This is a genomic window from Sphingobium sp. SJ10-10 (genome assembly GCF_036038995.2).
GTDB lineage: Bacteria > Pseudomonadota > Alphaproteobacteria > Sphingomonadales > Sphingomonadaceae > Sphingobium.
In genome coordinates, this window is the sequence record NZ_CP158135.1 from 84,360 (window position 1) to 103,862 (window position 19,503).

General features: G+C 58.3%; 14 protein-coding genes and 2 pseudogenes. 14 read left to right on the forward strand and 2 right to left on the reverse strand.

What is annotated here, in order from left to right:
• The first annotated feature begins 24 nt into the window (after nucleotides 1–24).
• The 8 genes from VVT58_RS22320 to VVT58_RS22355 all read left to right on the forward strand — a co-directional run bounded on the left by VVT58_RS22320 (nucleotide 25) and on the right by VVT58_RS22355 (nucleotide 8,196).
• Nucleotides 25–2,355 carry a TonB-dependent receptor gene (locus VVT58_RS22320; RefSeq protein ID WP_082749240.1) on the forward strand — a complete coding sequence of 777 codons (2,331 nt, stop codon included), beginning with the start codon at nucleotides 25–27 and terminating at the stop codon, nucleotides 2,353–2,355.
• Nucleotides 2,352–2,603: a hypothetical protein gene (locus tag VVT58_RS22325; protein ID WP_066564544.1), complete on the forward strand. Its 252-nt coding sequence runs from the start codon at nucleotides 2,352–2,354 to the stop codon at nucleotides 2,601–2,603. Before VVT58_RS22320 ends, VVT58_RS22325 begins: the two co-directional genes overlap by 4 nt.
• The gene (locus VVT58_RS22330; RefSeq protein ID WP_082749241.1) at nucleotides 2,596–4,239 is read left to right on the forward strand and encodes a GMC family oxidoreductase; all 1,644 of its coding nucleotides are present in this window, start codon (nucleotides 2,596–2,598) and stop codon (nucleotides 4,237–4,239) included. Before VVT58_RS22325 ends, VVT58_RS22330 begins: the two co-directional genes overlap by 8 nt.
• A 41-nt stretch (nucleotides 4,240–4,280) precedes the next feature.
• Nucleotides 4,281–5,576 carry a cytochrome P450 gene (locus tag VVT58_RS22335; protein ID WP_066564548.1) on the forward strand — a complete coding sequence of 432 codons (1,296 nt, stop codon included), beginning with the start codon at nucleotides 4,281–4,283 and terminating at the stop codon, nucleotides 5,574–5,576.
• Nucleotides 5,573–5,881 (forward strand): non-heme iron oxygenase ferredoxin subunit, encoded by a 309-nt coding sequence (locus tag VVT58_RS22340; protein WP_066564551.1) that lies wholly within the window; start codon nucleotides 5,573–5,575, stop codon nucleotides 5,879–5,881. The genes VVT58_RS22335 and VVT58_RS22340 overlap by 4 nt, the downstream gene beginning before the upstream one ends.
• 173 nt (nucleotides 5,882–6,054) lie before the next feature.
• On the forward strand, nucleotides 6,055–6,792 hold the full coding sequence (locus VVT58_RS22345; RefSeq protein WP_237230235.1) for an SDR family oxidoreductase: 738 nt from the start codon (nucleotides 6,055–6,057) through the stop codon (nucleotides 6,790–6,792).
• Between the two features lie 130 nt (nucleotides 6,793–6,922).
• Nucleotides 6,923–7,663: an SDR family NAD(P)-dependent oxidoreductase gene (locus VVT58_RS22350; protein ID WP_066564558.1), complete on the forward strand. Its 741-nt coding sequence runs from the start codon at nucleotides 6,923–6,925 to the stop codon at nucleotides 7,661–7,663.
• Nucleotides 7,660–8,196, forward strand: a complete 537-nt coding sequence (locus VVT58_RS22355; RefSeq protein WP_066564561.1) for a VOC family protein — start codon at nucleotides 7,660–7,662, stop codon at nucleotides 8,194–8,196. Before VVT58_RS22350 ends, VVT58_RS22355 begins: the two co-directional genes overlap by 4 nt.
• 118 nt (nucleotides 8,197–8,314) lie before the next feature.
• On the opposite strand, the gene VVT58_RS22360 is transcribed toward VVT58_RS22355, so the two are convergent.
• Nucleotides 8,315–8,809: an SRPBCC family protein gene (locus tag VVT58_RS22360; protein ID WP_066564564.1), complete on the reverse strand. Its 495-nt coding sequence runs from the start codon at nucleotides 8,807–8,809 to the stop codon at nucleotides 8,315–8,317.
• Nucleotides 8,810–9,070: 261 nt separating this feature from the next.
• On the opposite strand from VVT58_RS22360, the gene VVT58_RS22365 reads away from it, so the two are divergent.
• The 3 genes from VVT58_RS22365 (at nucleotide 9,071) to VVT58_RS22375 (ending at nucleotide 13,782) form a co-directional block, all read left to right on the forward strand.
• On the forward strand, nucleotides 9,071–9,913 hold the full coding sequence (locus VVT58_RS22365) for a TauD/TfdA family dioxygenase (protein ID WP_145907828.1): 843 nt from the start codon (nucleotides 9,071–9,073) through the stop codon (nucleotides 9,911–9,913).
• A gap of 134 nt (nucleotides 9,914–10,047) precedes the next feature.
• A complete protein-coding gene (locus tag VVT58_RS22370) occupies nucleotides 10,048–12,411 on the forward strand; it encodes a TonB-dependent receptor (RefSeq protein WP_066564571.1) in 2,364 nt (787 codons plus the stop codon).
• 93 nt (nucleotides 12,412–12,504) lie between these two features.
• On the forward strand, nucleotides 12,505–13,782 hold the full coding sequence (locus VVT58_RS22375; protein ID WP_066564574.1) for an MFS transporter: 1,278 nt from the start codon (nucleotides 12,505–12,507) through the stop codon (nucleotides 13,780–13,782).
• A 63-nt stretch (nucleotides 13,783–13,845) separates the two neighbouring features.
• Here the strand turns inward: VVT58_RS22375 and VVT58_RS22380 are convergent.
• Nucleotides 13,846–14,332 (reverse strand): annotated as a pseudogene (locus tag VVT58_RS22380) (Lrp/AsnC family transcriptional regulator).
• A 126-nt stretch (nucleotides 14,333–14,458) separates the two neighbouring features.
• Between VVT58_RS22380 and VVT58_RS22385 the strand changes: the two are divergent.
• The 3 genes and pseudogenes from VVT58_RS22385 to lpdA all read left to right on the forward strand — a co-directional run bounded on the left by VVT58_RS22385 (nucleotide 14,459) and on the right by lpdA (nucleotide 19,472).
• Complete coding sequence (locus VVT58_RS22385; protein ID WP_327753062.1) at nucleotides 14,459–16,801, forward strand: transketolase; 2,343 nt, start codon at nucleotides 14,459–14,461, stop codon at nucleotides 16,799–16,801.
• A gap of 1 nt (nucleotide 16,802) precedes the next feature.
• Nucleotides 16,803–18,077: a dihydrolipoamide acetyltransferase family protein gene (locus tag VVT58_RS22390; protein ID WP_066564579.1), complete on the forward strand. Its 1,275-nt coding sequence runs from the start codon at nucleotides 16,803–16,805 to the stop codon at nucleotides 18,075–18,077.
• Nucleotides 18,078–18,085: 8 nt separating this feature from the next.
• Nucleotides 18,086–19,472, forward strand: a pseudogene (gene lpdA / locus VVT58_RS22395) (dihydrolipoyl dehydrogenase).
• The last annotated feature ends 31 nt before the right edge of the window (nucleotides 19,473–19,503 follow it).

Consider the following 19,503-nt stretch of genomic DNA (forward strand, 5'->3'; position numbering starts at 1 on the left):
GCGGGCATTATAGGGGAGAGTTCTATGATAATCCGGCTCATTACATCTGTCAGCGTATTGTGCATGTCTTGGGGCCTTTCAGTCAGCGCGCAGGCTCAAACTGCTGCTGGCCAAGGGGCGACCGGGCCGCAAAGTGGCAGCTCCGCGGTGGATGACATCATCGTAACGGCGCAAAAGCGCGCGCAGAGCCTGAGCGACGTCGGCATGACGATCAACGCCGCATCAGGAGACCAGCTGCAGAATGCAGGTGTAACCGACCTTTCGCAGCTCGCAATAGTCGCGCCGGGTTTTTCAGCTAGTGTCGGCCCCCTTGGTTACCCTCTCTATTCATTGCGTGGCGTGAATTTCTATTCCAATTCTGGAGCATCGCCCGCTGCGGTCAATGCGTATCTCGACGAAGCGCCATTATCCTATCCAATCATGACCGGAGGATTATTGCTTGATGTCGAGCGCGTCGAGGTTCTTAAAGGACCACAAGGAACCCTTTTTGGGCAAAATTCGACCGGCGGCGCAATCAATGTAATATCAGCCAAACCGACCAATTCGTTCGCTACCGGTGCACTGCTCGACGCAAATCATTTCGGACAGGTGAGGCTGGAGGGCTTCGTCAGCGGACCTATATCCGATACACTCAAGGCCCGAGTGGCGCTTACCACAACGCAGTTCGGCGCGTGGCAACATGATCCCACGACCGGACGGGAAAATGGCGACCAGAACAAGTTTGGCGCGCGCCTCTCGACGGAATGGGCGACGACCGATCGTCTAACGCTGTCCGTGATCGGAAACGCTTTCATCGATCGGAGCGAAATTCAACAGCTCCAAGCATCACTTGTCACTCCTGCTGACCCGACAAATCCCGCGCCAGGACTGACGACCTATCCGTTGGCAACCAAGAATCGTGAAACTGGTATCGACCCCAATTTTAATACACGGGGCAATATACAGACTTATCAGGCGATTGTGCGAGCTGACTACAAGTTGAGTGAAAATGCCAATATTACTTCTTTATCAAATTATGTTAACACGCATTCCAGAAATCCGCGGGATTCTGATGGAATGTCAGTACCGACGCAGCAGATCGTCTTAACGGCGGCTATATCGTCGTTCACCCAAGAGATCCGATTGTCTGGGGATTTGCCGTCGCAAGGAATAACCTACACAGTAGGTGGCAACTACGCGCATGATCTATTCAGCAAGGACAATTTTACTGCCGTTTATCCCGGATACTCTGCGCTGCCAATAGGTACTCAACTTTCAAATCAGTTCAGATTGACCAATGAAGCAATCGCGGCATTTGCAAATGTCGATTACGAAATAGTTAATGATGTGACGCTAACTGGTGGCGTGCGTTACACGAATACAAAGCAGACTGTTCAGGGCTGCACGTTGGATGGTGGCAATGGCATCTTCGCAGGCGCAATCAACGGACTTTCGGCATTTGCGCGAGCAAATGCCGGTCTTCCGGCGGTACCAGACCCTATTTCTCCGGGTGGCTGTGTCACGTTGGACGATCTGGGCGCCAACCCAACCTTTTTACCCGGCGCCGTTCAAAAAAGTCAAAAGCAGAACAATGTCTCCTGGCGCGCGGGAGTGAACTATAAGATTTCGCCCGGCACGTTACTCTACGGCCTAGTCAGTCGTGGTTACAAAGCTGGGCAGTTCCCCGACCAGTTTGCTACCCTTTCATCACAAATTCGACCTGTAAGGCAGGAAAAACTTACATCTTACGAAATCGGCGCGAAGGGTTCGGCTTTTGATCGCCATTTGCAGTTCAGCCTTTCTGGTTTCTATTATGATTATCGCGACAAACAATTTTTCACGTACGTTCAAAGCTTGATTGTGTTGCCTACAGTGATCAATATTCCGAAGTCGAGCGTGAAAGGCTTTGATTTTGATTTTACGGCCCGCCCGGTGGATGGTTTGACTTTGCATGGTGCCGCCACCTATGTAAAAACCGAAGTTAATCAGTATGTTGGACTGAATTATCTTGGACTGCCGACTTACTACAGCGGATCCGAATTCAATCTTGCTCCACCCTTCTCTGCCAATTTTGATGCGGAATACGCTGCGCCTGTCGGCGACGGACTCGAAGGGTACATCGGGTCATCGGGAGTATATAATTCGCGGACATATGCTGATTTGGGCGAGCCCTCCGCGTTCCAAATCAAGCGCTATTTCGTATTGGATGCCCGCATAGGGCTGCGATCAGACAAGGGATGGTATGCAAGCGTTTGGGCGCGCAATCTGAATAATGAGCGATACTGGAGTAACGCGATTTCCTTTGGCGACGGCGTATCGCGGATAGCTGGACGCCCAAGGACGTTCGGAGTGACTATTGGCATGAGGACGCCATGATGCCGGCCAAGGTTTTTTTCATGAAGTCCGATGCTCATATCCGTAAGCGGCGCGCCTCGGGCGCGTCGCTTATGTCCGTGGTCTCGCTCGCTCCGGCCAGCCTGTTTGTTTTGACTTTCGCTCCATCACGTCGCCTCGCGAGACTTCTCTTCTCAGTCGAGAAACGTGGCAAGGCGGCTTTCATTTCTGCGGCGCGCATCGATTATATATGGCGAAAAAAGCCGTTTGGGGCCGTGGGACATGTTTAAGCCTGTTCATAAAATTGCAACAGCTGATTATGTGGTAGTCGGCGGCGGCAGCGCGGGTGCGGTAATCGCAAGCCGCCTGTCTGAAGATCCTGCCGTTCGGGTCGTGGTGCTGGAAGCCGGCGGAGACGGCCGCTCGCTGATGGTGCAGGTCCCCATCGGATATGTGAAACTGGTCGGCAACCCCCAAACGGACTGGTGCTACAGCCACGATCCCGACCTCACGATCAAGGATCGTCAACTGATCTGGCCGGCCGGCAAAATGCTCGGCGGCGGCAGTTCCATCAATGGCCAAGTCTATGTTCGGGGGACACGCAGGGATTTTGACGGCTGGGTTGAAGCAGGGGCTACTGGCTGGGGGTTCGACGATGTTCTGCCCTATTTCAGGAAGTCCGAAACATGGACCGGCATGCCAAGCCCATCCCGCGGCACAGAGGGACCGCTTACGGTTTCGCCCATGCGGCGGGGCTATCATCCCCTCACCGACAGGTTCATCAAAGCTTGCAACGAATTTGGCATACCAACGCTCGTCGATCCTGCCGGTGGTGACATGGAGGGCGTATTTTACGCTCAAGCGACCCAACGCCGCGGATGGCGGTGCAGTACGGAGAAAGCCTATCTGCGCCCCATCCGCCATCGCAAGAATCTGGAAATAATATCGCGGGCGAATGTAGAGCGTATTTCGTTTGAAGGCAGGCGCGCCAAATCCGTCGAGTTCACTACAGAACATGGCGCGGCGACGATTGAAGCAACCCGTGAGATTATCCTGAGCGCCGGTGCGATGGGTTCACCCGCCATCCTATTGCGATCAGGCGTCGGCCCGGCCGAGTATCTGCGCGAACTCGGCATCGATGTCGTGCACGATCTTCAGGGCGTGGGCGCCAATCTGCACGAGCATCCTGGCGTGGGACAGAATAAATTCGTCAATCGCCCGACGCTCAACAGTCGGCAGCGTCCGATCGACATGCTCGGATACTTTGCCCGTTTCGGTTGGAATCGGTCGGGGCCGCTTGCGGCGCCCGCCGTGCCGGCGATGGGCCTCGTGCGATCCAGTGAAGAACGGAATGAGCCGGACCTGCAAATCCATTTCATGCCGTTGGGCTTCGATCTGTCTCCCGAGGCGGAAACCTGGAGTTCGGGGGGTGGCGGCATACCCACGGATCAGATCGTGACCCTCTATGCCTCGCTATGTCGACCCAAAAGTCGGGGACATATCAGGCTGGATAAGGATCGAAAGGTCAAGATTTCTCATGCTTTGCTCGATGATCAGCGCGATGTCGATACGCTGATTGCAGGGTGCAGGTTCATTGATCGGCTGAGCAAGGTTCCCACCATGCAGGCGTTGATAACAGCGGCTCGCAATCCGAACCCTGTGCCCGAAACAGACGACCAGTGGACGGATTATATCAGGAGCACTGTTTCGCTTGGATATCATGCGGTCGGTACCTGTCGCATGGGTGCGGACGATCAGGCGGTAACCGATCCAGCTTTGCGGGTGAGAGGGGTGGATGGCCTGCGGGTCGCCGATGCCTCGATCATGCCTTCCATTACCAGCACGAACACCAACGCCGCGACGATCATGATCGGCGAGAAGGCTGCGGATCTCATCCGCGGAAGCCGATACGATGGTTCGAAGTAGCAAAATCGTCCGAGATATCAAATCCCTGTAGGAGTTTGACGATGAACATCGCGCAGAATACGAATGCCGCCAAATGCCCTTTCGGTGCGAAGACAGTAGAACTCGACACGATGGAGGGGGTGAAGACTGCGCTCCGATCGAGAGCGGCGTTCGGTGACGCTGACGTCTCGAGCAACAATTACCTGGACCCGACCGAGGTGGGTACGATCAACTCGGAGGAGTTCTTGATCGGAATTCTGCCGATGATCAACGGGGACCCCCATCGCGCGCGGCGCGGACTTTTGAACGCGCTCGTGCGGCCCGACCAACTTGTCCGGTTTCGGGAGGATGTGGTGCTCCCCTCGGTCGACCGTTGGCTGGGCCGCGCGCTCGTGCGCGGGGAGGACGGCAGCTTCAGCTGCGATCTGGCACCGGTCGTCGAGAAGGTGTTCCTGGAATTTGCCGCAAAGATCATCGGCCTGCGAGACATCGAAAGCGTCGAGCGTATGGAGCGGTTGCAGGCGTGCGCCCTGCCGATCTTCGCGGGTATGAGTTCCGGCCATTTTCAAGATCGCGAGAGGATCATCCGGGAAGCAATTTCGGCGAAGGAAATCTTCCTCAGGGAATTTTATCGCCCTTCGTTCGAGGCGATGCGGGGTGATCTGGACCGGGTTGCGCGCGGTGAAATGGCAGAAGAGGATATTCCTCGCAACCTCCTGCAGATGGTAGCCACCGGCGCCAATGAAAATTACGCCGACGAAGATTTGGCGGTCAAGGAAGCTATTCTCTTCTTCGTTGCATCCACGGGAACTAGCGCCCAGGCGGTGCTCAACACGATTGCTGACCTGTCCAACTGGTTCACGGCTCATCCAAAAGACCGGGAACTGATCGACAGTATGGAATTTATGAGCAATGCGCTGCAGGAGACATTGCGGCTTAAAGGTCCGTTCGTACCCTATATCACACGAGTGGCATCGGACGAGATCCCGGGTCCGAACGGATGCCCGATAAATGCGGGCGACGAAATCCACGCCATGTTGCCAACTGCAGGACGAGACAAAACGGTGTTCGGCGAAGATGCCGACGTCTTCAATCCGCATCGCCCGAAGCCCGACGGCTATGACCGGTATGGCTTCTCCTTTGGCGCGGGCGCGCATCAATGCATGGGGCTGCGGGTCGTACTGGGGAATGACGGCAAAAGCGGAAGCCATATCCACCTGTTGCAAAGGCTGTTTCAGGCGGACGTTAAGCTGGATCCTCGCCAAACTCCACAGCTTCTGGCGATGCGCGGTGCGGACAATATCCCGACCTACATCAGCTTTCCTATAATTCTCAGCGATTGGAGTGCGGGCCGATGAGCCGTCACAGCATTGGTAAAACCGAAGATTTCGCTGCCGGTGAACTTACTAGGCTGGAAGTTGGAGGGAAAATCCTCTGTATCGCTCATCTGAACAGTGGCGATATCCTGGCAATAGATGACCGTTGTACCCACGAAGACGAATCCCTGAGCGAAGGCTTCCTCGATGGGGATTCAGTCGAATGCCCCGCGCATGGATCACGCTTTTGCCTCCGCAACGGCGTCGTGTCCGGACTGCCAGCAAGCGAGGACAGTATCGCGTACAAGATCATCGTCGAAGATGACGATGTTTTCGTGGAGTTATAGACGAGCTTCTGACGTTGCCGTTGGCGTGAATTTTCCCATTCACTGCTTGTTTTTTATGCATCTCGCGGCGGAGACCCGGCATTTGACTAAACAGAATATAGGGAGAGGATAATGGGGCAGTTGTCCGGACGGCGGGCGTTAATCCAGGCGCCGCCGACGGCATCGGACGCGCCATTGCAGAATTATTTGCGCAAGAAGGCGCGAAGGTTCTGGCTGTCGATTTGTCGGAATACAAACTCATGGCTGCGTTTGGAGCGTCCAGCGCCATCAGGGCGCTCAGGCAGGACGTCACCGCCGGTGATGCCGCCGATACGCTTGTGGGCACTATCCAGAGCGAATTGGACGGGCTCGATATCCTGGTCAACAATGCCGGAGTTCCTGGGGATCTGGGGCCCATCGAGGAAACCAGCGATGCAAGCTGGGCGAGAGTCTTTTCCGTCAATGTCGATGCGGTGTTTCGGATTAGTCGGGCATGCATTCCCCTTTTGCGGGAGAGCGCATATGGCAGGATCATCACCACGTCGTCGGTGAACGTAGATTTTGGCTTGCGGCGTTACGGCCCCTATGTGGCGTCCAAACACGCGGTATCCGGGCTCATGAAGGGGCTGCCGATCGAGCTTGGGCGGAACGGCATTACGGTCAATTGCATCAACCCCGCCAATGTCGTGACCGGAATGACTCGAAGCGGTTTTCCGGCCCCCAATACCGCCGAAGGGCGGGCCTATCTGGATGCCGCAACTGTCCTCAATCGATCTTGCCAGCAAGAAGAGGTGGTATCTGCCGCTGTATTTCTGGCGTCGGATGGCGGTGCTTATATCACTGGGCAGGCCATAGTGGTGGACGGCGGCATGACCTGCCGGCTTCCTTCCCTTTCGGAACGGGCCATACGCGAGATCCAGCGCGTCACGTAAGGCAATCCTTTGTGCATAGTGTTGTTGATCGCCGCCATCCGGCAGTTGGGTGGACATGCTGAAACGGGGTTGTGGCGATGAGGGGCGGCACGGCCCTGCCATTTCCAAAAAACTGAAGAGGCGAACGAGGATGCTGAATGAGAAGATCGCCGTCGTAACTGGTGCTGCGCAAGGGCTAGGCAAAGCCATTACCAGCCAATTGGTGGAAGGGGGCGCCGAAGTGATCTGCATCGACCGCGATCTTGCCGTAAACGACACGGCCGCATCGCTGGGCCCGAAAGCACACCCAATCGTAGCGGATATCGCCAACGTCGCGCAAATCGCGTCCCTGTTCGCGACCATCGACGAGCGCTGGGGCGGCGTCGATATTTTATGCAATAACGCCGCCATTTCTGGCCAACCCAAGAAACTTCACGAATATTCGCACATCGAATTCGATATGATTGTCGATACGAACCTGCGCTCGACGTTCCTGTTCATGAAACATGCCATTCCCATGATGCTCGATCGCGGTGGCGGCTCCATCGTGAATATTTCCTCGATCGCGGGTCTGGTCGGCAATCCGTCAGCCTCAATCTATTCGGCGACGAAATCAGGCATTATCGGCCTCACACGGACTGCTGCGCTGGAATATGGCGACGTGGGCATCCGTGTGAATGCCGTCTGTCCCGGCGGCATACTCACCCCGCTCAACGAACAGTATCTGGCGCAGGACGCATCCAATGCCCAGCAATGGATCGACAAACATGCGCTCAAGCGGTTTGCCGATGCCGATGAGGTTGCAAGACTCGTGATCTTTCTCGCCAGCAGTTCCGGATCCTTCATAACCGGTGCGGCCATCCCAGTGGATGGGGGGTTTACCGCGCAATGATCCAGGCGCAGGACAAGGATCGGGAAATATTCCAACGCGCATGGATCGTCAGCGACATCCAGAAGGCCATGCGCCACTGGATCGAGGTGCGTGGTATTGGACCTTTTTTCTTCTCCCCCAGGGTTCCTTCCCAGCGGGCTCTTTTTCTGGGACGGCCAGCGTCGTTCGAGATCAGTGCCGCTATCGCCCAGGCCGGCGATATCCAGATAGAGCTCATCCAGCAACATGTGGCCACATGCCCGCTGTTCGGGGATCAGGTATGTCCACCGCAAGGCGACTTGCATCATATCGGCGTCGCGGTCTCTGACCTGGACGCTATCGTCGAACAATATGCGGCACTGGATTTACCGCCCTTCTTCGAGGACCGGTTCGGCGAAACGCGATACATGTTCATCGATACGCGCGCCCAACACGGCTACCTGACGGAATTCATCCAGAGCACGCCCGCTTTCGACCGGACCCGCGCCATGATCCGGGATGCGGCCGATCGCTGGAACGGTGACGCACCGATACGCAGCTTCGCCCAAACTTGATCGAACAAACATGGGCAAACTGCGCGCTTTTCAGCACTTCGGTATATCGTGTCGCGCGTGGTGCCGCCGGCCGCGCGGGCACGCCACAACACTCATTTTCTGGCCGTCGGCACCTCGGTCAGATGGGGATCGCATCGCCCTCCACCAATTGCGTTCCCAGATAAACGGATAGATGCTCCAGACTTTCGAGCAAGCCGGCGTTGAAGTTTGCTATCAGTACGCTGGCCGCGCCAGGGTCGCCTACCGAATTGAAGTTAACCGTGCGCTCTACCAGTGTCGCGCTTTCATCACCCGTCGCGGCAATGATACCGCGAACGTCGCGAATGGGCCATGCCGTCTCGCCGACCAGCGTATATTCGAGGATATTTTCCTCATCGTCCACCTTGGTGACCTGTTCATCTGCATATGATCCATCCGAAAATCGCAGTCTTCGGATCGTGCGTATGTCGCCGGAAGGGCTATCCAACATCTCCGTAGCTTCAACGTGCGGCAGCCATGATCCATGAGCGTCGAAATCGCGAATAGCGTCCCACACGACAGATACGGGATAAAAAACGACATGGCGCGCGTAGGTTTGCTGCGGGATGATCTCGCAGGTCTCGTCTTTGTCCATATTTCATCTCCATTGTTATACGTAAATCTGTCGTGTCATAAAATTTGCGGAAGTTGCCTTGGCTTTATGGCGCTAAGAAGCGGCAGCCCATTGCCCGCCGCAGCAACCGGATTCGACGCTCGGCCTGGCCGGGGCCTGATTCTGCTTAGCAACCCACGTGTCGCATTGACAGCATTTTAGAACGGTGATAGCTGATCACTAAGTCAGTAAGCTCGGCAAGCTTCTACGGTCAAAACCATAGCCAGAAAAAAGGTGAGTTTGATGTCTTTCTCTTATACGGAATTGCCGGTGGGCGGCGTCGAGGTAAGTGTAGATCTGCGCGAGTCGACCTATGATGATGAGGTTGTCGAGCTGTTCCAGAAGCACGGATTTCTGCTTTTCCGGGATCAGAATCTGACGTTGGAGCAGCAACGCCGTATCATTGGAAAGCTGGGACCTATATTGGACGACTGGACGACCGTCGGCTATGTCTCGAATACGCGCGTTGACGGCATGCTGGGCGACATCGATGTGTCGTTCCATTCCGATTTCATCTATACAGAATCGCCGCTGCTCGGCATCTCGCTTCATGCCATAGACGTTCAGTATGAAGCTACCTGGACGAAATTTGCGAACGGTCTGGCGGCATTGAAGGCCCTTCCGGACGATTTGCGCCGCCGGATTGCCGAACTGGAAAGCGTCAACCTTTACGGCTATTCGTCGGAAGCGATCAACGGTCGCCAGCGACTGGAGGGATATCCCGAAGATGCCCCTGTTGCCAATCACCCCGTCATCGCGACCGATCCCATCACCAATTTGCCCGTTTTGTATGTCACGCAGCAGAACACGGCTGCCCTGAAGGGTGTTGAGGAAAGCGAGAGCGAAGAGCTTCTGGCTGAGCTTTATGGCTACCTCTATGCCCCATCCAATATCTACCAGCATCGCTGGCGCAACGGCGACATGGTGGTATGGTCCAATCATGCATTCCAGCATGCGCGTGGCGGCCTGACGCCGGGCGTCACCCGCACACTGCAGCGCGTGACGATAACTGAGTGCCAGGACAGCAATATGTATCGCCCGCCCGTGCCGGCCGATCGCCTTCCTCCCCAATTGCGAACGGCCTGACTAACATAGGCCCTGCCTGCGCTTCGCATCAAGATTAGTCGGGGGTGATCATTCGGATGCTGTTGCATCGGGAGATCGCCCCCGTCGTCTAATGACTAAATATAATAGAGATAAATGTTGGGGGGAGTTTTGACATGGCGCGTGCGCTTCAGGTTTCGACTATCATGTTTGCGGCCGTTTCGTGCTTACCGTCGGTATCGATCGAACAAGCCTCAGCACAGACCGGCACGGAAGAGCGCGCAGACAATATGCTGGGCGACATCGTGGTCACCGCGCGCAAACGGGCGGAAAATGCGCAGGACATTCCCATCTCCCTGACCGTGGCCAGTGGCGAAGATCTCGTCGCAAAATCGATAACGCAGTTTATCCAGTTACAGCAGATCACGCCCTCCCTACACATCATCCCAGCATCATTCGGCAATACATCCGTCATCCTCGCAAGCCGAGGCGTGGCGTATGTGGATATAAGACTGAACAACGATCCGGCAGTGGGCATTTATGTGGATGGCGTATATCTCCCCCGCGCCGTGGGCGTTAACGCCTCCGAACTACTGGATATAGCGCGGGTGGAAGTGCTGTCCGGCCCGCAGGGCACATTGTTCGGCAAAAACACATCAGGCGGCGCGATCAATTTCTTCACCCAAGCGCCTACGGATCGCCTGGAGGGAAGCGTCAAAGCCCGGATCGGAGCCTATGGCGATCGCGCGGCATCGGCTGTACTTAATCTCCCCGTCACGGATACGCTATCGTCACGAAGCGTGGCTTCTTTTTTCGGACGCGACGGCTACGGCCGCAATATGTTCGACGGCTCTCGTACGGACAAGGTCAACGGTCGGATGTTCCGAACGGCGTTGAGTTGGACCCCTGGAACGACGTTCCAGGCTACGCTACGGGCGGATTACAGCAGAACGCGGTCGACGCAGGGGGCCTATAAGGGTTTCAGCTTTCTACAGGCGCCAACTGTCGCAGGTGCCGGCACCGGCGGGCCGTTCCCTACGGTCGAAGCAGCGTTGGAGCGCAACGATATTCCAAACCTTGCGGCGTGGCTGGCGCTTTCGCCTGCGACCCGTGACGCGCTGCTGCTGGATGCAGACAGGGCATTGCGCACATTTTCCGCCGGCAACGCGCGCGACGGTAATTTTGACCAGGCGGCCAGGGAAGACATGAAGGCATGGGGTTTTTCGGCTACGATCGATTATGATTTGAACGACAAGATATCGGCAAAATCGATCACGGCGCTGCGGCGGTTCGACCGCAACGGCACATCGGATCTGGACGGCACTCCATATGCCATCCTTCAATATCCCTATCTGGCGGCGCACGATCGGCAATTTTCCCAGGAACTCCAGATTTCCGGCGATTTTCTGGACGGACGCCTAAAATCGATCCTCGGCCTCTATTATTCCAAGGAGAACGGGATGGAAACGTCGTGGCAAGAGAGTCTGCGGCGGATAGGTGGCAATAATGCCATAACGTTTCAAAACGCGCGCGTGGGCAACCGCAGCAAGGGCATTTTCACGCAACACACATTCCGCGTGCTGGATACATTGTCGGTCACGGGCGGCGTTCGGCTGAGCCGGGATGACCGGTCTCTGGATTCCAGCAACTATAACAACACAAATTGCCTTTCCCTTGGACGAAGCCTCGCATCTATCGGGGGTATTGCCAATTGCATAAGGCCGATGGACGTGTCGTTCACGCGCTGGAGCTATACCGGTAGCATCGAATATAAACCTGACAGAGACCTGCTATTCTATGCCACCACCCGCCGCAGCTATCGTTCGGGCGGATTGCAGGAGACCGCGGGCGCGACGACGGTCGCCGCAGCGGATGTAGCGTTCATTCCGTTCCGTCCCGAAGTCGTGACCGATTACGAAGTCGGCATGAAGTCGGAATGGTTTGATCGCCGCCTGCGGGTCAATGTCAGCGGCTATCACTCTATCATTGATGATTCCATCCGCAACCAGGCGCGGCCAGTGGTGGGCAGCACAAGCACGCCGATTTCCACGCAGAATGCTGCCGGCGTCAAGGTAAACGGCATTGAGTTCGAAGCGACCGTATTGCCGGTAAAAGGATTGGAAATCTCCACAAACGGTGCATATACCGACGCGAAATTTACGCGCTACCTCACGCCGACCGGTGTCGATCTGACCAACCTGCCTGTCTGGTTCACGCCGAAATGGCGGATAGGCGTGTCGGCGGCCTATACGCAGCCGATCACTATCGGGACAGTGTCAGCCAACATCGACTATTCATGGGAGGACAGGCAACTTGTATCTGAACCCAGCGCTTATTCACCGAGCCATGAGCAACTGAATGCGCGGATCGCCTTGGACCTTTCAAAATCGGGGACAACATTCGCCATTTTCGCGAAGAATATCACGAAGGAAAAATATGGGCCTGGCCCGATCGATCTATCAGGTGCTCTGGGTTTTGTCGCTTCAGGTCAGTATAATCCGCCCCGGACCTATGGAGCCGAGATCACCAAAACTTTCTGAAAATTTATGACCGGTCCAAGATGCAATTACGCTTGTGGGAAGAAAATGTTAACCCGCTAACGCTTTCGCCCGGTATGCAAAGGTAACTGTGCGATGGCTAAGGGACGACCAATCAATCACTGGCAACCGCAGGTCGCGCTGTTCATTCTCTGCCTCGTATATACGTTCAACTATATAGATAGACAGCTTGTATCGCTGCTGGCTGAACCCATTAAGCGGGATATCGGCATGACAGACACACAGCTCGGGCTGCTGTCCGGTTTTGCGTTCGCTGCCGTCTATGCGTTGGCCGGTTTGCCATTGGCCTGGTACGCGGATCGCGCCGACAGGGTGAGGATCGTCGCCTTTTCCTGTGCCTTGTGGAGCATCAGCACCGGTCTTTGCGGTGCGGCCAACAGCTTCGTGCATATGGCGATAGCCAGAGTGGGGGTCGGCATAGGCGAAGCGGGCGGCGTGCCGCCATCCTATTCCATCATTTCGGATTATTACAAAGCGAGGCATCGCGGAATCGCGATCGGCATATACTCGTTGGGCGTCCCGTTCGGCGCGGCGGTAGGCGTTGCAGTCGGCGGGTGGTTGACCGTGCAATATGGCTGGCGCGTGACATTTTTCTCTATTGGCGGGTTCGGCGTATTTCTGTCGCTTTGCCTGTTGATATTCGTGGCCGAGCCCAAGCGCGGCGCTCTCGACCATGAAGCCAAGCTGAACGAAGAACCTCACGCCGCGCTGCAGACGATGCGCGCCCTCATCGGGAACAGGACCTTTGTGTCGCTGATGATATCCTGCGCGCTCTGCAGTTTTGCATTTTCCGGTTTTGCGAGCTGGGTCCCAGCGATGCTGATGCGCTCAAAGGGCATGCTCATGGGCGAAGTGGCATCCTATTACAGCCTTGTCGTGGGTGGATCGATCGCCTTCGGTGCGCTGTCAGGGGGATATCTGAACAGCCGGTTCAGCCGGAATCCCGTCATATCGGTCATGATCCCGGCCTTGCTCATGGTGATTGCCATCCCCTGCCTCGTCACCGGCAGCCTTCTGGATAGCTGGACGATCGGCCTGTTCTTTCTGGCGATCCCCCTGATACCGAATATGATGTTCTATACGCCCGCCATGGCGATCATCCAGAATTCCGTAGGGGCACATCAGCGGGCGCTCGCTGCCGCCGTCCCGACACTGATCACGAATTTGATAGGGACCGGCCTCGCCCCACCCTTTGTCGGCATGGTAAGCGACTGGGCAACGCCGCGTTACGGCACCAAAGGCATCGAAATCGCCATTATCAGCCTGTCTCCCTTCTTCCTGGTTGCTGGGCTGTCGATTCTGTTCGTTGTCTATTGCATCCGCCGCGACGCGGTGCAGGCCGAACCGGCATAGGCCGTTCGCTGGATAGCCCGATGACACATATTTTTTGCGCCCCATCCTCGTGGACACCGGCTATCAGGCCGGTACGGGCAAAGCCGTACGATAGACCACCGGGCGCAGGGCGAAGCTGGTCGTCAGCTGCGACACCCCTTTGATCCGGGTGAGCTTGTGGCGCAGGAAATCCTCGAACTCACCGAGCGAACCGACGAGAACGCGCAACTGATAATCGGCCTCGCCCGTCATCAAGTAGCATTCCATGACCTCCGGAAAAGCCGCAATCGCCGCTTCGAACAATGCCAGATGGCTGTCGTCTTGCTGGTCCAGGCGGATGCGGACGAAGGCATTGACCGACAAACCAACCGCTTCCGGCTTCACCAGCGTCACATAGCCTGCGATGATGCCGTTCTCTTCCAGCAAACGCACCCGGCGAAGGCACCCGGCGAAGGCACGGACTGGGAGAAAGCCCCACGTCTTCCGAAAGCTGTTGATTGGTGATGCGGCCGTCTCCCTGGAGCCGGTCTAGAATTTTGCGATCAATCTCATCTAGGGGATTTTGTGGCATTATATTCTTACATTCCTGGATTATCATCAAACATATGCCAAGATACTAAGTTATAGAAGCAATATTCGCAAGGATTTGCACAACTTACGGCGCTATAAAATGTGACCTGCTTATTGGAGGCACGTTATGACCATCGCGACATCGGATACCCGGCAGGCGGATATCCACGCGCTCGAAGCGCTGGACACTCGGCTGCGCTGGCTGTCATCTTGGACGGTGCACAACGCCAATCATGTGCGCATGAAGCGCGACGGAATGAAGGTCGGTGGGCATCAGGCCAGTTGCGCATCCATGACGACTATCATGTCTGCGCTCTATTTCAGCGTGCTACGCCCGCAAGACAAGGTTGCGGTCAAGCCGCATGCCGGTCCGCTGCTGCACGCCATTCACTACTTGTTGGGCAATCAGAGCCTGGACCAATTGCAGCGATTTCGCGGCCTGGGCGGCATGCAAAGCTATCCGTCGCGCACCAAGGATCAAATTCCGGTCGATTTCTCGACCGGGTCGGTCGGCTTGGGGGTCGCCATCACCGCATTCGCCAGTCTGGTGCAGGATTATCTGATCGCGCACGCCCAGATGCCCGCCGAAGATGCGGGCCGCATGATCGCGCTGATGGGCGACGCGGAACTGGACGAGGGCAATATCTATGAATGCCTGATCGAGAGTTACAAGCATGACATCCGCAATTGCTGGTGGATCGTCGACTATAATCGCCAGTCTCTGGATCACACCACCGCGGACCGTATGTTCCGACGTTTCGACGATATCTTCGAAACCTGCGGCTGGCGCGTCCTGACACTCAAGTTCGGCAAGTTGCAGCGCGCCGCGTTCAAGAAGCCGGGTGGCAAGAGCCTGGAAGAATGGATCGATGGTTGCCCCAATGCCGATTATGCGGTGCTGACCTATCAGGGCGGCGCAGCTTGGCGTGCGCGGCTGATCGCCGACATCGGCGACAAGGCCAATGTCCGCAAGCTGCTGGACGGCTATGACGACCCGGCGCTGGCGGCGCTGATGACCAATCTGGGCGGTCATTGTGTTGAGACGCTGCTGGAGGCGTTCGCCGCCGCCGACGACGAAACTCCAACGATGTTCATCGCCTATACGATCAAGGGGTTCGGCCTGCCGCTGGCGGGGCACAAGGACAATCATTCGGGCATGATGAACCCGCCCCAGATCGCCGTACTGCGCGCCAACCTGAACATCGCCGAGGGGCAGGAATGGGAGCCCTATGGCGGGCTGGGCGACAATGTCGCGGCGGAGTTGAAGGCCTTCGTCGGCCGCAGCGCCTTTGCCGCGACCCCACCCGAGCATCAAGCCGAAGCCGTGCCGGTCCCGGCGCGCCTGCCCGTGCCCGAGGGTGAGGAACAGTCGACCCAGTCCGCCTTCGGCCGCATCCTGATGGACCTTGCCAAGGCCGGCGATCCGCTGGGCGACCGCATTGTCACGACCGCGCCTGACGTCACCCAGACCACCAATCTCGGCGGTTTCGTCAACCGGCGCGGCCTGTTCCGCCGCAGCGAATTGAAGGACGTGTTCCACGCCGCCAAGATACCCTCGGCCCAGAAATGGTCGGGCCATGCGGCGGGGCAGCATATCGAGCTGGGCATAGCGGAGAATAATTTCTTCCTGATGCTGGCGGCGCTGGGTCTGTCCGCCCCGCAGTTCGGCACGCGACTGCTGCCGATTGGCACCGTCTATGATCCGTTCATTGCGCGCGGCCTCGATGCGCTCAACTATGGCTGTTACCAGGATGCCCGTTTCCTGCTGGTCGGCACGCCGTCTGGCTTGACGCTGGGCGCGGAGGGCGGCGCGCACCAGTCGATCAACACGCCGCTGATCGGCATGGGCCAGCCCGATCTCGACTATTTCGAGCTCGCCTTTGCCGACGAGGTCGCGCTGATGATGCGCCACGCCTTCGAGCATATGCAGAAACCCGACGGCAGCTCGGTCTATCTGCGCCTCAGCACCCGCTCGATCCCGCAAGTCGCGCGGACCGGCGGGGAGTGGGAAACCGATGCGCTCAAGGGCGGCTATTGGCTGCGCCAACCCGCGCCCGGCTCCGAAGCCGCCATCATCTTCACCGGCGCGATCGCTCCGGAGGCTCTCGCCGCCTGGGACATCCTTTCGGAAGACATGCCGGGCCTGGGCCTGCTCAACGTGACGTCGCCCGATCTGCTGCATCGCGGCTGGTCGGCGCGGCGAGCGGCGCGCTGGACAGACAAGAGTGTGGCGCCGAGCCATGTCGAGCAGTTGCTCTCTGCCCTGGCACCCGGCGCCGGCCTCATCACGGTGATCGACGGATCGCCCGGCGCCCTGTCCTGGCTGGGCGGCGTCAAGGGGATGCGCGTCAGCCCGCTGGGCATCGACCGCTTCGGTCAGACCGGCGACCTGCCCGATCTTTACCGGACCTACAGGCTGGACGCCGACGCGATCGTCGAAGCGGCCGCCGAACTCTTCCTGGAGGCATGACATGGCGATTGAACTGACGATGCCGGCGCTGTCGCCAACGATGGAAAAGGGCACTCTGGCCAAATGGCTGGTGAAGGTCGGCGACACGATCAAGCCGGGCGACCTGATCGCCGAGATCGAGACCGACAAGGCGACGATGGAATTGGCGGCCATCGACGAGGGCACGATCGCATCGCTTGCGATCCCTGAAGGCAGTCAGGACGTGCCGGTGGGTACGGTAATCGCGACGGTCGCAGAGGCCGGGGAGAAGGTCGATGCGCGCGCGCTGGAAACGGTGTCGGCCGCCCCCGTTCAGGAGAGGGCATCGCTCGCGCCGCCCGCCGCCGTGCCCCCTGCCCCCGTGGCCGATCCGGCGCCAGCGCCCAGAACCCCTGCGCCGGACAATGGCACGATCAACGCTACGCCGCTGGCGAAGCGGATCGCGACCGTGCGCGGCCTGTCGCTACTCGGCATCGCAGGCTCCGGTGCGCGGGGCCGCATCGTCAAGGCGGATCTGGGCCTCCCGTCCCTGCTCGCCCCGGCCATGGCCGTGCCCGCCATCGCTCCCGCAGCCATTGCCGCGCCGGTCTATGATCCGCCGGCAGGCGTTCCGGTGAATACGGTCAAGCTCACCACCATGCGCAAGACAATCGCGCGGCGCCTGACCGAGTCCAAGCAGAATGTCCCGCATTTCTATCTGACGGCCCGCTGCAATATCGATGCGTTCAACCGCCTGCGCGGCGAACTGAATGCGGGTCTCGACGCGCGTGGGATCAAGCTGTCAGTCAACGACCTGCTGATCAAGGCGATGGCGCTCGCCATGACGGCGGTGCCCGACGTCAACGTCCAGTTCGGCGGAGAGGTGCTGCACCGCTTCGCGCGCGTGGACATAGCCATGGCCGTGGCAATCGAGGGCGGGCTGGTGACCCCGGTGATCCGTGACGCCGGCGCCCTGTCCCTCTCCGCGATCGCCCAGGCGAGCAAAGCGCTGGCGATCAAGGCCCGCGACGGCAAGCTGGCGCCCGAAGACTATCAGGGCGGCACCGCCTCCATCTCCAACCTGGGCATGCTCGGCATCGACGAGATGTTCCCGGTCATCAATCTCCCGCAGGCCCTGATACTGGGCGTCGCGGCTGGGGTCGAGCAACCGTGGAAGGTCGATGGCGGCATCGCCCTGGCGACGATCATGGCCGCGACCGCCAGCTTCGATCACCGCGCGATCGACGGTGCCACGGCGGCGCAGTTCATGGCGGCGCTGCGCGACCTTATCGAACACCCCCTACAGATCGTGAGCTGACCCGCATCATGGCCGACATCTATGATCTTATCATCCTGGGCTCAGGCCCCGGCGGCTATGTCGGGGCAATCCGCGCGGCGCAGCTGGGCCTGAAAGTCGCGATCGTTGAGCGCGGCTGGGCGGCATTTGCCTCAACTGGGGCTGCATCCCAACCAAGGCGCTGCTGCGTTCCTCGGAAATCTATCACTACATCACCCATGCGGAGGCTTATGGCCTGTCAGCGCCCAAGCCCGCATACGACCTCGAAAAGGTCGTGCAGCGATCGCGCAAGGTCGCCGATCAGCTAAACCGCGGCGTCAAGGGCCTGATGAAGAAGCACAAGATCACGGTCGTCGAGGGCGCCGGCAAGCTAACCGGCAAGGGCAAGCTCGAAGTCACCCAAGGCGACCAGAAGACGGTTCTTGAAGGCAAGAAGATCATCGTCGCCACTGGCGCCCGCGCCCGCGACCTGCCTTTCGCGCCGGCCGGCGGCAAGAAGATCTGGACCTACCGCACCGCCATGACCCCGCCGGAAATGCCGACCAACCTGCTGGTCATCGGCTCGGGCGCGATCGGCCTTGAATTCGCCAGCTTCTACGGCGACATGGGCGCGAAGATCACAATCGTCGAAATGCTCGACCGCCTGCTCCCTGGCGAGGACGCGGAAATCAGCGTCTTCATGGAGAAACAGCTGAAAAAATGTGGCATGGACATCCGCACCTCCACCGGCCTGCAGAAGCTGGAGGCGACAAGGGTGTGAAGGCGGAGATCAAGGCGAAGGACGGCACCTTCACCACGGAGGAGTTCAGCCACGCTGTCGTCGCTATCGGCATCGTCCCCAATACCGAGAATATCGGGCTTGAGGAACTGGGCGTGAAGACCGATCGCGGCCACATCGTCACGGACGGCTATGGCAGGACTAATGTCGAGGGCATCTATGCGTTCGGTGACGTCACTGGCGCTCCCTGGCTGGCGCATAAGGCGATGCACGAAGCGGTGATCTGCGTCGAGGCGATCGCCGGCCAGCATCCGCACGAGATGGACGTGCTGAACATTCCGGGCTGCACCTATTCCCGTCCGCAGGTAGCCTCCGTCGGCCTGTCCGAAGCCAAGGCCAAGGCAGCCGGATACAAGGTCAAAGTCGGCAAATTCCCCTTCATCGGCAACGGCAAGGCGATTGCGCTCGGCGAGGCCGAGGGCTTCGTCAAGACCGTGTTCGACGAAGCCACCGGCGAGCTTCTGGGAGCGCACATGATTGGCGCGGAAGTGACCGAGATGATCCAGGGCTATGTCGTCGGCAAGACGCTGGTGACGACTGAGGTCGAACTGATGGGCACGGTATTCCCGCACCCGACCATTTCCGAGGTCATGCATGAAGGCGTGCTGAGCGCCTATGGCCGCGCACTGCATATCTGAAACGAGCTGGACCATGCCACGACCCGGTTCG

Coding starts and splice junctions, on each gene's coding strand:
- VVT58_RS22340 (WP_066564551.1), top strand. CDS start 5,573: ATGAGCCGTCACAGCATTGGTAAAACCGAAGATTTCGCTGCCGGTGAA.
- VVT58_RS22335 (WP_066564548.1), top strand. CDS start 4,281: ATGAACATCGCGCAGAATACGAATGCCGCCAAATGCCCTTTCGGTGCG.
- VVT58_RS22330 (WP_082749241.1), top strand. CDS start 2,596: ATGTTTAAGCCTGTTCATAAAATTGCAACAGCTGATTATGTGGTAGTC.
- VVT58_RS22320 (WP_082749240.1), top strand. CDS start 25: ATGATAATCCGGCTCATTACATCTGTCAGCGTATTGTGCATGTCTTGG.
- VVT58_RS22350 (WP_066564558.1), top strand. CDS start 6,923: ATGCTGAATGAGAAGATCGCCGTCGTAACTGGTGCTGCGCAAGGGCTA.
- VVT58_RS22365 (WP_145907828.1), top strand. CDS start 9,071: ATGTCTTTCTCTTATACGGAATTGCCGGTGGGCGGCGTCGAGGTAAGT.
- VVT58_RS22360 (WP_066564564.1), bottom strand. CDS start 8,809: ATGGACAAAGACGAGACCTGCGAGATCATCCCGCAGCAAACCTACGCG.
- VVT58_RS22390 (WP_066564579.1), top strand. CDS start 16,803: ATGGCGATTGAACTGACGATGCCGGCGCTGTCGCCAACGATGGAAAAG.
- VVT58_RS22355 (WP_066564561.1), top strand. CDS start 7,660: ATGATCCAGGCGCAGGACAAGGATCGGGAAATATTCCAACGCGCATGG.
- VVT58_RS22370 (WP_066564571.1), top strand. CDS start 10,048: ATGGCGCGTGCGCTTCAGGTTTCGACTATCATGTTTGCGGCCGTTTCG.
- VVT58_RS22375 (WP_066564574.1), top strand. CDS start 12,505: ATGGCTAAGGGACGACCAATCAATCACTGGCAACCGCAGGTCGCGCTG.
- VVT58_RS22385 (WP_327753062.1), top strand. CDS start 14,459: ATGACCATCGCGACATCGGATACCCGGCAGGCGGATATCCACGCGCTC.
- VVT58_RS22325 (WP_066564544.1), top strand. CDS start 2,352: ATGATGCCGGCCAAGGTTTTTTTCATGAAGTCCGATGCTCATATCCGT.